The organism is Domibacillus aminovorans (genome assembly GCF_001643235.1).
Lineage (GTDB): Bacteria > Bacillota > Bacilli > Bacillales > Domibacillaceae > Domibacillus > Domibacillus aminovorans.
The window spans coordinates 201,313-215,141 of sequence record NZ_LQWY01000067.1 but is presented as its reverse complement, the minus strand read 5'-3'; the positions used below and the strand labels follow the sequence as shown (position 1 = coordinate 215,141).

The 13,829-nt window shown below is 43.6% G+C and carries 14 protein-coding genes and 1 pseudogene; 5 read left to right on the top strand and 10 right to left on the bottom strand.

Annotation, left to right across the window (positions count from 1 at the left end):
* Positions 1-7 precede the first annotated feature (7 nt).
* Complete coding sequence (locus AWH49_RS16920; protein WP_063966646.1) at positions 8-1,432, bottom strand: N-acetylmuramoyl-L-alanine amidase; 1,425 nt, start codon at positions 1,430-1,432, stop codon at positions 8-10.
* Positions 1,433-1,798: 366 nt separating this feature from the next.
* Between AWH49_RS16920 and AWH49_RS16915 the strand changes: the two are divergent.
* From AWH49_RS16915 to AWH49_RS16905, 3 genes and pseudogenes are all read left to right on the top strand, one after another.
* A pseudogene (locus AWH49_RS16915) lies at positions 1,799-2,098 on the top strand (helix-turn-helix domain-containing protein); the annotation flags it as partial.
* A 167-nt stretch (positions 2,099-2,265) separates the two neighbouring features.
* On the top strand, positions 2,266-3,567 hold the full coding sequence (locus tag AWH49_RS16910; RefSeq protein WP_063966644.1) for a hypothetical protein: 1,302 nt from the start codon (positions 2,266-2,268) through the stop codon (positions 3,565-3,567).
* Complete coding sequence (locus AWH49_RS16905) at positions 3,560-6,289, top strand: DEAD/DEAH box helicase (protein ID WP_063966643.1); 2,730 nt, start codon at positions 3,560-3,562, stop codon at positions 6,287-6,289. The genes AWH49_RS16910 and AWH49_RS16905 overlap by 8 nt, the downstream gene beginning before the upstream one ends.
* Before the next feature lie 253 nt (positions 6,290-6,542).
* On the opposite strand, the gene AWH49_RS16900 is transcribed toward AWH49_RS16905, so the two are convergent.
* Positions 6,543-6,926 (bottom strand): single-stranded DNA-binding protein, encoded by a 384-nt coding sequence (locus tag AWH49_RS16900; RefSeq protein ID WP_026221769.1) that lies wholly within the window; start codon positions 6,924-6,926, stop codon positions 6,543-6,545.
* A 241-nt stretch (positions 6,927-7,167) separates the two neighbouring features.
* Between AWH49_RS16900 and AWH49_RS16895 the strand changes: the two genes are divergently transcribed.
* Positions 7,168-7,590 carry a YwpF family protein gene (locus AWH49_RS16895; RefSeq protein ID WP_063966642.1) on the top strand — a complete coding sequence of 141 codons (423 nt, stop codon included), beginning with the start codon at positions 7,168-7,170 and terminating at the stop codon, positions 7,588-7,590.
* A gap of 40 nt (positions 7,591-7,630) precedes the next feature.
* Here the strand turns inward: AWH49_RS16895 and AWH49_RS20195 are convergent, their stop codons facing one another.
* The 3 genes from AWH49_RS20195 to AWH49_RS16885 form a co-directional block, all read right to left on the bottom strand.
* A complete protein-coding gene (locus AWH49_RS20195) occupies positions 7,631-7,777 on the bottom strand; it encodes a hypothetical protein (protein WP_157723769.1) in 147 nt (48 codons plus the stop codon).
* A 26-nt stretch (positions 7,778-7,803) separates the two neighbouring features.
* Positions 7,804-8,202, bottom strand: a complete 399-nt coding sequence (locus AWH49_RS16890) for a hypothetical protein (RefSeq protein ID WP_034299480.1) — start codon at positions 8,200-8,202, stop codon at positions 7,804-7,806.
* A gap of 155 nt (positions 8,203-8,357) precedes the next feature.
* Positions 8,358-8,747: a hypothetical protein gene (locus AWH49_RS16885; RefSeq protein WP_063966641.1), complete on the bottom strand. Its 390-nt coding sequence runs from the start codon at positions 8,745-8,747 to the stop codon at positions 8,358-8,360.
* Between the two features lie 392 nt (positions 8,748-9,139).
* Between AWH49_RS16885 and tnpB the strand changes: the two genes are divergently transcribed.
* Complete coding sequence (gene tnpB / locus AWH49_RS16880; protein WP_063966640.1) at positions 9,140-10,306, top strand: IS200/IS605 family element RNA-guided endonuclease TnpB; 1,167 nt, start codon at positions 9,140-9,142, stop codon at positions 10,304-10,306.
* A gap of 75 nt (positions 10,307-10,381) precedes the next feature.
* Here tnpB and fabZ read toward each other — a convergent pair whose 3' ends face one another.
* The 5 genes from fabZ to mreB all read right to left on the bottom strand — a co-directional run bounded on the left by fabZ (position 10,382) and on the right by mreB (position 13,778).
* Positions 10,382-10,801, bottom strand: coding sequence for a 3-hydroxyacyl-ACP dehydratase FabZ (fabZ, locus tag AWH49_RS16875; protein ID WP_063966639.1), 420 nt, complete (start codon positions 10,799-10,801; stop codon positions 10,382-10,384).
* A gap of 15 nt (positions 10,802-10,816) precedes the next feature.
* Positions 10,817-10,963, bottom strand: coding sequence for a DNA-directed RNA polymerase subunit beta (locus tag AWH49_RS16870; protein ID WP_227431874.1), 147 nt, complete (start codon positions 10,961-10,963; stop codon positions 10,817-10,819).
* Positions 10,964-11,037: 74 nt separating this feature from the next.
* Complete coding sequence (locus AWH49_RS16865; protein WP_063966638.1) at positions 11,038-11,826, bottom strand: flagellar hook-basal body protein; 789 nt, start codon at positions 11,824-11,826, stop codon at positions 11,038-11,040.
* A 13-nt stretch (positions 11,827-11,839) separates the two neighbouring features.
* Positions 11,840-12,640: a flagellar hook-basal body protein gene (locus AWH49_RS16860; protein WP_063966637.1), complete on the bottom strand. Its 801-nt coding sequence runs from the start codon at positions 12,638-12,640 to the stop codon at positions 11,840-11,842.
* Between the two features lie 133 nt (positions 12,641-12,773).
* Entirely contained in the window at positions 12,774-13,778 is a 1,005-nt protein-coding gene (gene mreB / locus AWH49_RS16855; protein WP_063966636.1) for a rod shape-determining protein, read from the bottom strand.
* Positions 13,779-13,829 lie beyond the last annotated feature (51 nt).

Genomic DNA, 13,829 nt, shown 5'->3' with positions numbered 1-13,829 from the left:
TATTTACCTATTTTGCAACATCATAAAGCGGTGATACTTCATATCCTTTGGCATCATAATAGTCCAAAATACCGTAGTAAATCGCATTTGACATGATCTTCATCGAATAATCCGACTTCATTTTGGCTGCATCCCCTGCATTGGATATGAATCCAAGCTCGGCTAGTGCTGCTGGCATATTATTTTCACGAAGAACAGATAAGTCGCCTGGTTTTACTCCACGATCATTTAAATTCCATGCGGCCAACATTCGTGCCTGAATTTTCGCTGCGAGCAATTTGCTGTCTGCCACATACGGATTTCCTGCTGCATAATAATACGTTTCCGTCCCGCTTGCACTAGCTGATGCAGAATTCACATGGATGCTGACGAAAATATTACCGCCATTGTTTTTGGCAAAAGTAGACCGTTCTTTCAATGGAATAAACGTATCAGTAGAACGAGTCATTTTCACATTAAATGGCGTTTGTTTCAATAAGTTATTCACTTGAAGCCCCGTTTTCAGCACAACATCTTTTTCTCTCAGCCCGTTTCCAATCGCTCCTGGATCTGTGCCGCCATGACCTGGATCAAGAATGATCGTTTGACTGGAAAGACGTGAATCGGCTCCTTGAATCGGATTATCTATTGGTGGTTTTACAGTCTGCTGTTCTGTATTACGAAGATAGTATGTACTAACAAAACCAGTTGTGCTACCAGATTTCACATATGTCCAGCCCGCAATTTCATGCGCACCAATAATTTTTATATCTTTCGCCAGCTTCCCTTCAGAAGCATATGATGTAGATGGACCTGAACGGATATTTAAGTCACCGACATTTGTCCATAATGTTTTTGTAAAACTTGAAAACGCCTTTGTGCGAAACTCTGGATTAATCGCACGGGCAAGGAAAACCGCGAAGTCAGCCCGTTTAATGATCTGATCTGCGCCAAAGGAACCATCTTCTAAACCGCTCGCAATCCCACGTGATGTTAATGCATTTGCAGCACCGGATAACGTTCCGCCAAATTTATAATCGAATGCTTTTGAAAGCATTACGGCCATTTCACCGCGTGATACTTCATTATATGGTAAAAACCGTCCACCATCGTAGCCAGAGAGAATCCCTTTTTCAACTGCAGACTGTATGTAGCCTGATGCAAAACTGCCAGAACCAACGTCTTTAAAATTAGTTACACGCTGCGTGCCATCAAGCTGAAGTGCACGTCCGATGAATGCCGCTGCTTCCATACGTGTAACCGTTTTGTCCGCACCAAAAATAGTCGCTGACGATCCGTTAGCAATTCCTCCTTCCGCCAGATAGTTGACTTCTTTCGCTGCACGGTTAGGTACGTCGACAAAGCCTGCTGCACTAGCATTCTGTCCAAAACCGAATAGGGGAACCGTCAATAAAAACGCCATTACGACAAAGAAAAACCTTTTTTTCACCATTCTGCCTCCGTTCTTAAAATTTACCACTCTAGTCTAGCATATAAATATTAATCTAAACACCTCTCTTTTTTTATATTTATCGAATAAACTACTATTTTGTTAGTTTTTCCCTATAAATGTAATAGTTTTGCAACACATGTCATTATCACGAAATAAAGGAACATAATTCCTTGTCGTTGCGTGTTCGGGCCTATCAGATTTTGCCGAAAGAGTGCCCCTTCTTCAATCATGTGAAGAGCACAGCCCTACGATAAGCAGTGCGTGAATTTCGGTTTTGCAAAGCAAAAGACTTTGATTTTTATGACGCCTTTGATATAATTATCCAAACGGAACAAATGTTTGTTTTTTAGGAATGAGGTGAAAAGAATGGTCATCCATAAAGCCTATAAGTTTCGCTTATATCCAAATAAAGAACAAGAAATGCTGATTGGGAAAACCGTTGGCTGCTCCTGCTTTGTCTTTAACCGTTTCCTCTCCCTGTGGAATGAAACGTACGAGAGAACAGGAAAAGGCTTAACGTATCGCGCTTGCTCTTCCCAACTTCCTAAGTTAAAGAAAGAATTAACTTGGCCGAAAGAAGTAGACGCACACGCTTTGCAGTCATCCTTAAAACATCTTGCCGATTCGTTTGACCGCTTTTTTTACAAGCAAAACGAAGCCATTCGACTTCTAACCGCAGGAACTGTGGGGCTCGCCTACTAAATAACCGGCGAATACGCGGGTGATCGTAGGAATCCCCCACTTCAAACAACTCGCAAGAGGGTTAAGTGGAGGGTAGTTCAATTCATGCTATAATGAAGAAATCTTACAGAATTGAAAGGGTGCCATCTACTTTGACGAAGGCGAAAACGCTTTTTCCAGATCGATCTTCTTTTAATCGAGCGGACCTTTTTTCCATTCCTGGTGTTATGCGTGCATCTGACTTACGCCCTGTGCAAGAGATCGGGCCTTCACCAGAGCAATGGAAAGAAACTATTACCTCAGCCATTTATAAACGGCTCACAGTTGAAGATATTAAAGAACGGCCGTACAGCACTGAATACGCTGTTAAAGATGTGTACAAGACATTGTTGAAAAAAGCACCCGCTGACCGAGAATGGGCGGTTTTATTTCGTATGTTTGCGGCTTTTTATTCATTTTCTAGCCTGGCTGAACGTTTAGATGAAGCTGAACTAGACGATGACATAACAGAACGCGCCGGATATGATATCCTGTTTTACTTAGCTGATGAAACGTTTGATGCAGTGAAACTGACCGGTGGCGCAATGCCATTTGCTTTCGAGCCATATATTGACCTGATCCGAACAGATACCGGAAGACTGTTGTCTTTTCCATACGAGCATTTTCCCGCTGCACGTCTTGATCTGTACCGTCTCCTTTGGGGCTCCCTATTCACAAAAATGGACTGGCGGCGTGAAGAATTAGAACGAACTGTTCCTGCTTCCGGCAGCAAAACGATTCAGACAGCCGCCCACATGCATCAACTGTATTTGCTCGGCGAGATGGATAAATTTGTAGACGTAGCTGTCACTGGTCCGGCTGAACTCTTCTTATATTTTACTCACTGGCTTCAAGATGCAAAACGTTCAGATCGATTGATTCCTCTATTAAAAGCATCAGCGGCTCTCGCCAGTGACGGTATTTTAATCATTCAAGATGAGTACAGTCGTCGTTTATTCGTGCGCCAGTTCATTCGTTTAATCGATGAAGATGACCTATCTGTCCGCGCTCCTTCGCTCATTAAAGATCTATATACCGCTTTATTGCCATTCAGCTACGCCTCACTCAGCTACTTTCTAATGGACCGCGGTGATTATGCTGAATGGATCGATTTGCAGCTGCTCGTTGATGCGGAGCTTCCTGATCTTGACCGAGCAGGATTGAAAACGGCGATCAAAGAAGCGCCGGAAGAGACGTTGCCGCTTCTCCATCATGGCATCGCCGCGCTTATTGCCGCGCGAAATCGAAACGCGTACCGGCAGGCTGTAAGATTCAGTAAACGAATGCGGACAATGTACAAAAAATTAAAGCGCACTGACGAATTTGATCGTTGGGTTGACTGGCTGGCAAATGACACGAAGCGGCTGCGTGCTTTTCAAGAAGAATGCAAAAAAGGTGGACTGTTACATGATTAAACTAGATACAATTCATTTAGGGACACACTATGAGAATGAGAATTTTCACATACTAGCGATAGATGACAGCGGTAAACCGCTTCCCCCTGAGTCATGGACACGTCTGCTGTTTGCCAGCCACCGCGAAAGCTTTTACGGTACGAAACTCACATACAGCCAGATCAATGGCGGGAAATCTGTTCGGTTAACGCCATTTGAATGGGTTTCTTTGTTTAAAGCGGAACATTTTAACCGGTTTGCCCGTTTTGAATGGGATGAAGCCGGCCATTTTAGTTTAGCGTGTGCGCCTGTTTTGTACGAAGCGGTGTTTGAAGCAATGCCTAAATTCACAGAATACGGAATTAATTGGCCGGTACCGGACGATGTGCACAATGAGTTTGCGGATTCATTCTGGGAAGAACCCATTTTTAATGAAAGTCGATTCGCATTTATTAACCGAGTCTTCCCTCTTATTGCGGCGCAAGCTCATCCTGGCATGACCGTGCTTGCAAACTCATTCGGCGATCAGTTGACAGCAGATGAACTAAATCGTTACTTTGATCCAGAACGGCTCCGCTCGTATCTTGCGGGCAGTGACCTTGCCGCATATGAACCAGGTCTTCGTTTATCTGAACCGCATGCGGATGATGAATTGTGGCGGCTCGAAGCGGTTTTAATCCGGAATAAACCATCTGAAAAAGTATACTTATTTAATAAAAAGCTTCCAAAATCGGCTGAGCCATTTGAACTAGAAGCGCACAATGAACTGCAGCGATGGCTTCAACTATTTCCCGAACTGAACGAAAACGGTTCGTTAAAGAAATCACTGTCTGAAGCCGAAGCCATTACATTTTTAACCGGAAGCGGTGAAAAGTTAACGGCTCTCGGCATTCCAGTGCTACTTCCGCCATGGTGGGAGTCTGTTCGTTCGGCAGCTGTCTCAGTAGCCGCTGATGTACGCGAGTCGACTAAACAATCATTCGTCGGCATGAATGCCATTTTAGAGTTTGATTTTAAAGTAGCACTCGGCGGCGTGGAAATGAGCGAAGAAGAGTTTATGCAGCTCGCAAGCGGCGAACGCCGGCTTATTAAAGCAAACGGTCGTTGGGTGCACCTTGATCCTGCTGTGATCAGCAAAATTAAAGCGTTAATGGATAAAGCAAAACAGGAAGGGGTTACCATTGTTGACGTGTTGAATCAGGAGTTTTCGGATACAGAAGATGCAGCACGTGTTCATATTCGCTTAAATCGGTCTTTACAGGCACTGATCGAAAGACTGAAAAGCGCTACAGACATTCCGCTCCAGCCTGCGCCTTCTACATTGCACGGAGAGCTTCGTCCATATCAGCAAATCGGCATGAGCTGGCTGTTATTTTTGCGTGAATGCGGATTTGGTGCTTGCCTAGCTGATGATATGGGACTCGGTAAAACCATACAATTAATCGCCTATTTGCTGCACGTTGAGAAAAAAGAACGCCCCGAAACGCCGGCGTTGATTATTTGTCCGACATCGGTGCTTGGCAACTGGCAGCGTGAACTGGCATCTTTCGCACCAGATCTATCTGTCATGCTTTATTATGGGAAAGACCGTCCGCGCGGCGAAGCCCTTTTAAAAGAAATCGCAAAAGCCGATGTAGTTCTGACGACTTACGGGCTCGTTCATTCTGATTTTGAAACGCTTGAAAAAGTGGAATGGAGCACAGCTACACTTGATGAAGCACAAAACATTAAAAATGCCGGAACGAAGCAGTCGCGTGCAGTTCGAAAGTTAAACAGCCGTCATTTTATTGCTCTGACTGGGACGCCCATGGAAAACCGATTGTCCGAACTGTGGACGATTTTTGATTTTACAAATCGCGGTTGGCTCGGTACACTTACACAGTTTCAAAAAAACTATATGATACCGATTGAAAAAGATCATGATGTTGATCGTGTAACGGCTTTGCAATCGAAAATACGGCCATTTTTATTGCGCCGGACGAAAACCGATCCCGAAGCAGCACTGGGCCTTCCCGACAAAGTGGAGCAAAAAGAATATTGTTCGCTGTCAAAAGAACAAGCGGCGCTTTATGAGCAAACGGTACGCGATACGATGGAGCAAATCGGGCAGCTTTCTGCATTTCAACGGCGTGGTCTCATTCTCCGCCTTTTAAATGAACTAAAGCAGCTCTGCAGTCATCCTGCTCTCTATTTAAAAGAAGAGATGCCTGACGATGTACGTGGCCGTTCGGCAAAAATGGATAAATTAATGGAGCTTGCTGCGAATATTTACGAGCATGGGGAAGCCTGTTTAATTTTCACACAATATATTGGTATGGGTAATATGATTCAGCGTGAAATTACAGATACGTTCGGGATCGATGTGCCGTTTTTAAATGGAGCTACACCGAAGCAGGAACGTGATAAACTTGTGGAGCGTTTTCAAGATGGGGAGTTTCCGTTTTTCCTTTTGTCTTTAAAAGCGGGCGGTACAGGACTTAATTTGACCGCTGCCAATCATGTCATTCATTACGATCGCTGGTGGAATCCAGCGGTGGAAAATCAGGCGACGGACCGAGCTTATCGAATTGGACAAAGCCGATTCGTTCACGTCCATAAATTTATTACAACCGGAACGATTGAAGAGAAAATTGATGCGATGATTGAATCAAAACAGGCGGCAAGCAGCGAAATTATTCAAAGTGGTACATTCATCGCAAATCTTGATAATCACGCACTCAGCGAGCTATTTAAACTCGATTGATAAAAATAGCTCCGTCTGAATGCCAGAGGGGCGACAGACGGAGCGGCGGCTGGCACCATTTCGCGGATAAAAGGGGGTCAAACGACTCTTTTCTAGTAACCGGTCACCCCCGGTTACTGTGACTGTACTCGTTGCTTTTCTAACTTTTCAATCCGTTCTTCTAGCTGACGAATGACCGTCAAGGTTTTACCAAGTTGAAAATCATATCTTCCATGACACGTTCCATCCTGTGACAAACAACTCCTTTTCGCTTTTAAATGAGCGGGACAGTCTGGATCATGTCTAATGCAGCGGGAGCGGGTTCTTTCACTTCCGACTGCTTTTTACTAAGAAAACGAACCGTATGAGCGAGTACTTCTGTGACATACACCGTTTTATCGGTGTTATCTTTATAGGTTCTCGTCTGAATCGTCCCGAGCACTGCAATGAGCGAACCTTTCTCGCAATATTTTGCTGTGTTTTCAGCAATACGGTTCCAAATCGTACAGTAAATAAAATCTGTATCTGTTTCCCCTTGCGCATTCCGATATGGTCGGCTGACGGCGATCGTTGTTTGCACGAGTGGCCGTCCATCACTGGTATACTTTAATTCTGGGTTTTTCGTCAGCCTGCCTACGAGTGTCACTTGGTTAATCAGATTAATTCCTCCTTTCTGCTTATTGACTACATCATAAAAATTGAGGAACAAAAGAGCAAATCACCCTTTACTGATTTTTTCCCGTCAGACAGGCCATCTGTTTGTCGAAATAAATCTAATTTTGTTTATCCCTGTCCTAATTTGTCGAATAATCACCTATTATTTGTTAATAAAATGATATTTAACAACTTTATAGTACACTTAATATATAAAACGCTTTCAAGAAGGGGGAACCATTGATATGAAAACGTTCAAGGTTGCTGAATTTTTTTTGGAAAAAGAAGAAATTTCGCATAAAATCCCGTTGAAAGATGGCTTAATTATTAATCGCGAGGATGAAAAACAATCGTGGCTTATTGAATTATTTCTAGATGAAAGCGAAGAATTGTCCATTCGCCGTTTTCATCATATATCGAGTTTAACTGCCCGTATTGCGATTACTGACAGAGGGAATGATCCAGCTATTTTTTCCGTTTCAATGCGCGGTATTCAAAAGCTTGATCATGGAATCAGTGTCCTTTTTGATGCACAGCTCCGTCAAAGACGGAATCATTATACCAAACAGGTACTCGATTCACTTTTGAAACAAGGACTTGAAGGAGAAGAACTGCTAAATACGTTTACGGATACGATCCGGAAACGGCCCGAAATTCCGGAAAAATGAAAAAAGCGCTTCCTTTTTACAAGGAAGCGTCTGTCTCTAATCAATGAATAGTCGTTGATTGTAGACCATCATGACCGGTCTGGATGGTTTGCTGCAACAATTGAATAATATAGTGAATGTCCTGTTTCGTATAAGATTGCGCCGGTAATTCCGTGTCATATACCTGATAGTACAGAAGTGAAGCCAACGCAAGCTCCGGTTCATCGGCAGGACTTAGCTGTTCGACTTTTTTTTTATCGAGTTTTTTAAAAAATCGATAAAAAAACGTGCTTCTGCTTTGCAGGAATAATCATAATTAGTGCCGAGTTCTTCTTGAAGAGCATCGACCGTTTGAATCTGATCTGCTGTTGGCTCTTCTGCAAAAGTTTTCTCAACGACTTCATTGATTTTTTGAGCCAGTTCTTCATGAAAAGATGGATCCGTTTTCAACTCTTCATCGATCTGGTTGTACCAGGATGCTTTATGCTGAATATAGTGACGCCACTCTTTTATAAAATCTTGCGGGTCATAGCTTTCTTCATCCCACATAATTTTCGCCATATATTGTTCAAAAGCAGTATTAATCGACCTAGTAATACTAATTTTTACACCATGTGATAAACTGTTTAACATTGACATTGCCAATAGGTACCTCCTAGAAATGGCATCATTGACTCTTCGAAAATAATAACTCTTATACCTTACCATACTTTCGAATTGGTGACAAAATTTTTATCCTTTTAAAAAAGCATCGGCCGGTTTTTTTATCCGACGCGATGCTTAGTTTGTTAACGGTCTTTATTGTTGTCGTCTTCCATGTCTTTTTGATCTTCAATATCAGTGTTCGTATCATTGATTCCATCGTTTTCTCCCGGCAAGACATCATTATTGTCTCCGTTGTTATCATCCAGAATGCCGTCATCATTGCCGTCATTGTTATCATCTAGAATGCCGTCATCATTGCCGTCATTGTTATCATCTAGAGTGCCATCATCATTGCCGTCATTGTTATCATCTAGAGTGCCATCATCATTGCCGCCATTGTTGTCATCCATAACGCCATCATCATTCTGTACATCTTCTTGCTGATTGTCCGCATCATTTCCCGCTCCACAGCCGACAAGGAGCATCGCTGCGAGTACAGATCCACCAGCTAGTTTCAATATTTTTGCATTCATTTGTAGAATATCCCCTTTCACCAATTACGATTTTTTGCTCTTACTGATTATATTGTTTCCTGTTTATCAGAAGACTAATCATAAATTTTGTAAAAAGGATGTTTCGACTTTGTAAAGATTTGGACGTATTTGTATGACCGTCGGATAGGGGATCCATTTTAAACGGTCAATAAATAAACAGTCTCCACCGATAATCGATGGAGACCGTTTGTTATTTCTATCAAATTCTGCCGAAAGAATACTCCTGCTTCCGTCATATGAAAGGCACAATCCAATGATAAGCAGGGGGCGAATTTCTGGTTTGCGCAACAAAAGACATTGCTTTTTATCCCGCTTTTGATATAATCACTTTATACGAACAAATATTCCTATATAAAAATGAGGTGAAAAAAATGGCCGTCCATAAAGCCTATAAATTTCGCTTATATCCAAACAAAGAACAGGAAGTGCTGATGGCGAAAACCATCGGCTGCTCCCGCTTTGTCTTTAACCATTTTCTCTCCCTTTGGAATGAAACATACGGGAAAACAGGAAAAGGCTTAACATATAGCGCTTGTTCTTCCCGGCTACCCGAGTTAAAGAAAGAATTCACTTGGCTGAAAGAAGTGGACGCACATGCGTTGCAGTCCTCCTTAAAACATCTTACCGATTCGTTTGAGCGCTTTTTTAACAAGCAAAATAAGGCACCGCGCTTTAAATGCAAGCGAAACAACGTGCAGTCGTACACGACCAATATCGAAAAGAAGAATCAGTTTCCTGACGTAAGCATAACCGACAATAAGCTGAAACTACCGAAGCTTGGCTGGGTTCGCTTTGCCAAAAGCCGTGAAGTGGATGGACGTATTTTGAGCGCTACGGTAAGACGGAATCCTTCCGGCAAATACTTTGTCTCTTTGTTGGTTGAAACAGAGACGAACAAACGGGCTAAAACCCATTCATCTTGCGGCGTTGATGTTGGATTAAAAGACTTTGCGGTCCTTTCAGACGGTACTGTCTATAAAAATCCAAAATTCTTCCGTACACTGGAGAAAAAACTCGCTAAAGAACAGCGCATCCTCTCTCGCCGGAAAAAGGCCGCCATGAAGCGAAAATGCAGGCTGTCAGAAGCAAAAAACTACCAAAAGCAGAAATTGAAAGTCGCTCGCATCCATGAGAAAATCGCCAACACACGGGCAGACTACCTACACAAAATCTCAACCGAAATCATCCAAAACCACGATGTGATCGGGATCGAGGACTTGCAGGTATCAAATATGCTCAAAAACTACAAGCTAGCGAAAGCGATCAGCGAAGTGAGCTGGGCGCAATTCCGCACCATGCTGGAATACAAGGCGAAATGGTACGGCAAGCAGGTCATCGTGGTCGGAAATACATTTGCATCCAGCCAGTTGTGTTCCAACTGTGGGTACCAGCATAAAGACGTGAAGAATCTCGCCATTCGTGAATGGGTCTGCCTATCGTGCCACACGCATCACGAACGGGATTTGAACGCCAGTATAAATCTAAAGAACGAAGCCATTCGACTTCTAACCGCAGGAACTGCGGGGCTCGCCTACTAAATAACCGGCGGATACGCGGGTGATCGTAGGAATCCCCCACCTCAAACAGCCATCAGGGTGCTAAGTGGGGGTAGTTCAATCTAGGGCAAACATTAATTCCGCTTCGCAGACAAGCTCACCTTCAACAGAAGCTATTGCTTTTGCTTTGCCGATTGAGCCGCGCAGGCGGGTCATTTCAACTTCAAGGCGCAGTTGATCGCCAGGGACAACTTGGCGCTTAAAACGGCAGTTATCAATGCCTGCAAAAAATGCAAGGCGGCCTTTGTTTTCTTCCTTTTTCAGCATCGCGACAGCGCCTACCTGTGCAAGCGCTTCGACGATTAAAACGCCCGGCATAACCGGATAGTTAGGAAAATGTCCGTTAAAAAATTCTTCATTTGCTGTTACATTTTTCAAGCCTACCGCCCGCTTTCCATCTTCTACTTCGACAATACGATCGACAAGAAGAAACGGGTAACGGTGCGGAATTGTTTCTTTAATTTCACGAATATCCATTTTTACACCCACCTTTTAAAAGAGACTTCTAACGATAACGTCGGATAAATGAATCCACGTGTCAGGCATAAACACCTCGATCGGATCACCAGTGCCGATAATGCTATAGCCAATCAGCGCACCTATGACAGCTGTGATGACCATGGTAAACAATGCTAACATGAATCTCCCGAGGGGGGTGAGGCGGGTTTCTTTTTTCCGCTTCCTTTGTTCAGTCACTAATTTATCCTTCCCCTCTATCTGACCCCATTAATTAAGCCCAGCATTTGATCTGCGATTGAAATCGCTTTTGATTGAAATTGATAAGATCGCTGTGTGACCATAAGATCACTCATTTCTTTTGAAAAATCAACGTTTGACTGCTCGAGCATACCATTTTGAATACCAGCATCTTCCCGCTCCGCTCCAGTAAGATTACGTAATACTTGTCCTTCTTCCACAGCTGGATCTTCCGGAAGTACAAGTAAGTTGTTAGATGCACGCTCTAAAAATTGCAGTTTATCCACCTGTATAATACCCAATAATCCGCCTGCCCGCACAGTCATTTCCTCAGGTCTCATGATAATCGGATTATTAAGTTCATCCAATACCGGATAGCCTTCTGACGTAACGAGCATAACATTTTCGCCGCCAGACGGTGTGAGCGAGAAGGAGCCGTCACGCGTATAATGAACACGTCCAGTACCCTCTTCATTTTGAACGAGTACTTTGAAAAATTGATTTGGTTTAGACAGTGCAAAATCAAGTGTTCTTCCAGTTTGTCCAAAAGCGCCTTGTGTCCCGACCATTTGTGCCTGCGCCATCATTGCGCCTGTACCGAGGCGGATACCATAGGGTGTCTGTCGACCAATATCTTCATTTTCGCGATACATGTTAACCGTCTGCTGATGAACGAGATCAGCGAATGTGGCGTCGCTCCGTTTATAGCCGACTGTATTCACATTCGCTACATTATTGCTCGTGACGTCCATTTTTTTTTGAAGCTGTGACAACGTGTTAACAGCATTGATCATCGTTCTGTTCATGTTATTTATCTCCTTACGTCACTCTGCCGATTTCGTTGGCGGCTTTTTCCATGCTGCGATCATACGCCGTCAGCACTTTTTGGTTAGCTTCAAACGCGCGGTATGCCGTTAACATGTCGGTCATTGTACGGGCCGTATCCGTCGTTGACCCCTCTAGAAAAGATTGCTGAACGGAAAAAACGGCTCCGTCCGCACCGAACGCTGTTGGAAGCGCTGGACCATCCATCCGGTACAAGCCATCCCCTTCTTTTATGAGCGCATTCGGATCTTCTGCATAGGCAACACCTATCTGGCCGATGTCTGTACCATTTTCTGTGATGCGGCCTTCGTCATCTACCATGAATTGATCTGTAGTCAACTGAATACGTTCGCCTTCTATGTCTTGAACGTAAAGACCGGAAGCCGTTGTTAAATAGCCTTCCGGATCAAGTGTAAAGTTCCCATTGCGCGTGTAGCGCGTTTCATTTACTGTATTTTGAACGGTGAAAAAGACCGACTCTCCCTGCAAAGCAAGGTCTGTAGAAAGTCCCGTTTCACGTATGTCACCTTGACGAAAATTTGGGATCGTTTCTTGTAAGTAAACGCCTGTGTTTAATGTACCCACAACCGGTTCAAACGGAAGGTTCAATTTATTTTCAACCGGAATGGACGTTTCATCAATACGCTTTAAAAGCATTTCTGGAAAAGCACGCATGCTTGTCTGATCTGCTTTGTAGCCCGGTGTATTCACGTTCGACATGTTATTTGTTAAAATTTCTGTGCGCCGTTGTTGCGCAATCATTCCTGAAGCGGCTGTGTAAAAACCTTTAAACAACTGATTCACCTCATTTTCAAGCAGTAGACACTGATTACATTATACAATACATAAAGCTGTAATTAATAGAAAATAATGCAGAATGAGACAAATTAAACAGGGCCATCTTTATATCTTGAATGGCCCTGTTTCACTATTTACGTCGTTTTTTGGAAGAAAGACGGTCCATATTGTCCAGCATGATACCAGTGCCGACTGCGACACAGTCCATCGGGTTTTCAGCGACAAATACAGGTACTTTCAGTTCGTTCATCAGGAGTTGGTCCATGCCATGCAGCAAAGCTCCTCCACCCGTCAACATAGCGCCCCGATCGATAATGTCAGCCGACAGCTCAGGCGGTGTTTTTTCGAGGACATTTTTTGATGCTTGGACAATTTGCATAACCGACTCGCGAAGTGCTCCTGCAATTTCAGCAGAGCTTACCGTTAAAACACGTGGAAGTCCTGTCATAATGTCACGTCCGCGGATTTCCATTTCTTCATTGCGCGTTTCCGGAAAGACCGTGCCAATATTTACTTTGATCGCTTCTGCTGTGCGCTCACCGATCAACAGTTTATATTGTTTTTTCACATAGCTCATAATATCAGCATCAAATGCGTTACCGGCTACTTTAATAGATTCTGCTGTCACGATCGCACCGAGTGATAAGACGGCTACATCCGTTGTGCCGCCTCCGATGTCAATGACCATATTACCGCTCGGTTCAAAAATTTCCATGCCAGCGCCAACCGCAGCCACTTTCGGTTCTTCCTCAAGATAAATCGTTTTCCCGCCACTTTTTTCTGCTGCTTCACGAATAGCTTTTTGTTCGACTGCTGTAATTTGTGTCGGGCAGCAAATTAAAATACGCGGCTTGGACAACAAGCTTTTTACATTCAATTTGTCAATAAAGTGTTTCAACATGGATTCAGTTACATCAAAGTCGGCGATAACGCCATCACGCAGCGGACGAATTGCTACGATATGTCCTGGCGTCCGGCCGACCATTTGATACGCTTCTTCTCCCACAGCGAGTACTCTATTTGTATTACGATCAAGGGCAACGACAGATGGTTCATTTAGCACAATGCCCCGTCCTTTTACATGAATAAGTACGTTTGCTGTCCCGAGATCAATTCCAATATCTTTAGATAACATGATCTATTTCCTCCTGAGTTTTCTCTATCTATTTTCTTATAGGTGTTTTAT

What these genes read in the sequence shown, in the direction of transcription:
- fabZ (WP_063966639.1), bottom strand. Translation starts at nt 10,801, where the DNA reads ATGGATATTCGTGAAATTAAAGAAACAATTCCGCACCGTTACCCGTTT.
- AWH49_RS16920 (WP_063966646.1), bottom strand. Translation starts at nt 1,432, where the DNA reads ATGGTGAAAAAAAGGTTTTTCTTTGTCGTAATGGCGTTTTTATTGACG.
- AWH49_RS16870 (WP_227431874.1), bottom strand. Translation starts at nt 10,963, where the DNA reads ATGTTAGCATTGTTTACCATGGTCATCACAGCTGTCATAGGTGCGCTG.
- AWH49_RS16890 (WP_034299480.1), bottom strand. Translation starts at nt 8,202, where the DNA reads ATGTTAAACAGTTTATCACATGGTGTAAAAATTAGTATTACTAGGTCG.
- mreB (WP_063966636.1), bottom strand. Translation starts at nt 13,778, where the DNA reads ATGTTATCTAAAGATATTGGAATTGATCTCGGGACAGCAAACGTACTT.
- AWH49_RS16905 (WP_063966643.1), top strand. Translation starts at nt 3,560, where the DNA reads ATGATTAAACTAGATACAATTCATTTAGGGACACACTATGAGAATGAG.
- tnpB (WP_063966640.1), top strand. Translation starts at nt 9,140, where the DNA reads ATGGCCGTCCATAAAGCCTATAAATTTCGCTTATATCCAAACAAAGAA.
- AWH49_RS16895 (WP_063966642.1), top strand. Translation starts at nt 7,168, where the DNA reads ATGAAAACGTTCAAGGTTGCTGAATTTTTTTTGGAAAAAGAAGAAATT.
- AWH49_RS16865 (WP_063966638.1), bottom strand. Translation starts at nt 11,826, where the DNA reads ATGAACAGAACGATGATCAATGCTGTTAACACGTTGTCACAGCTTCAA.
- AWH49_RS16885 (WP_063966641.1), bottom strand. Translation starts at nt 8,747, where the DNA reads ATGAATGCAAAAATATTGAAACTAGCTGGTGGATCTGTACTCGCAGCG.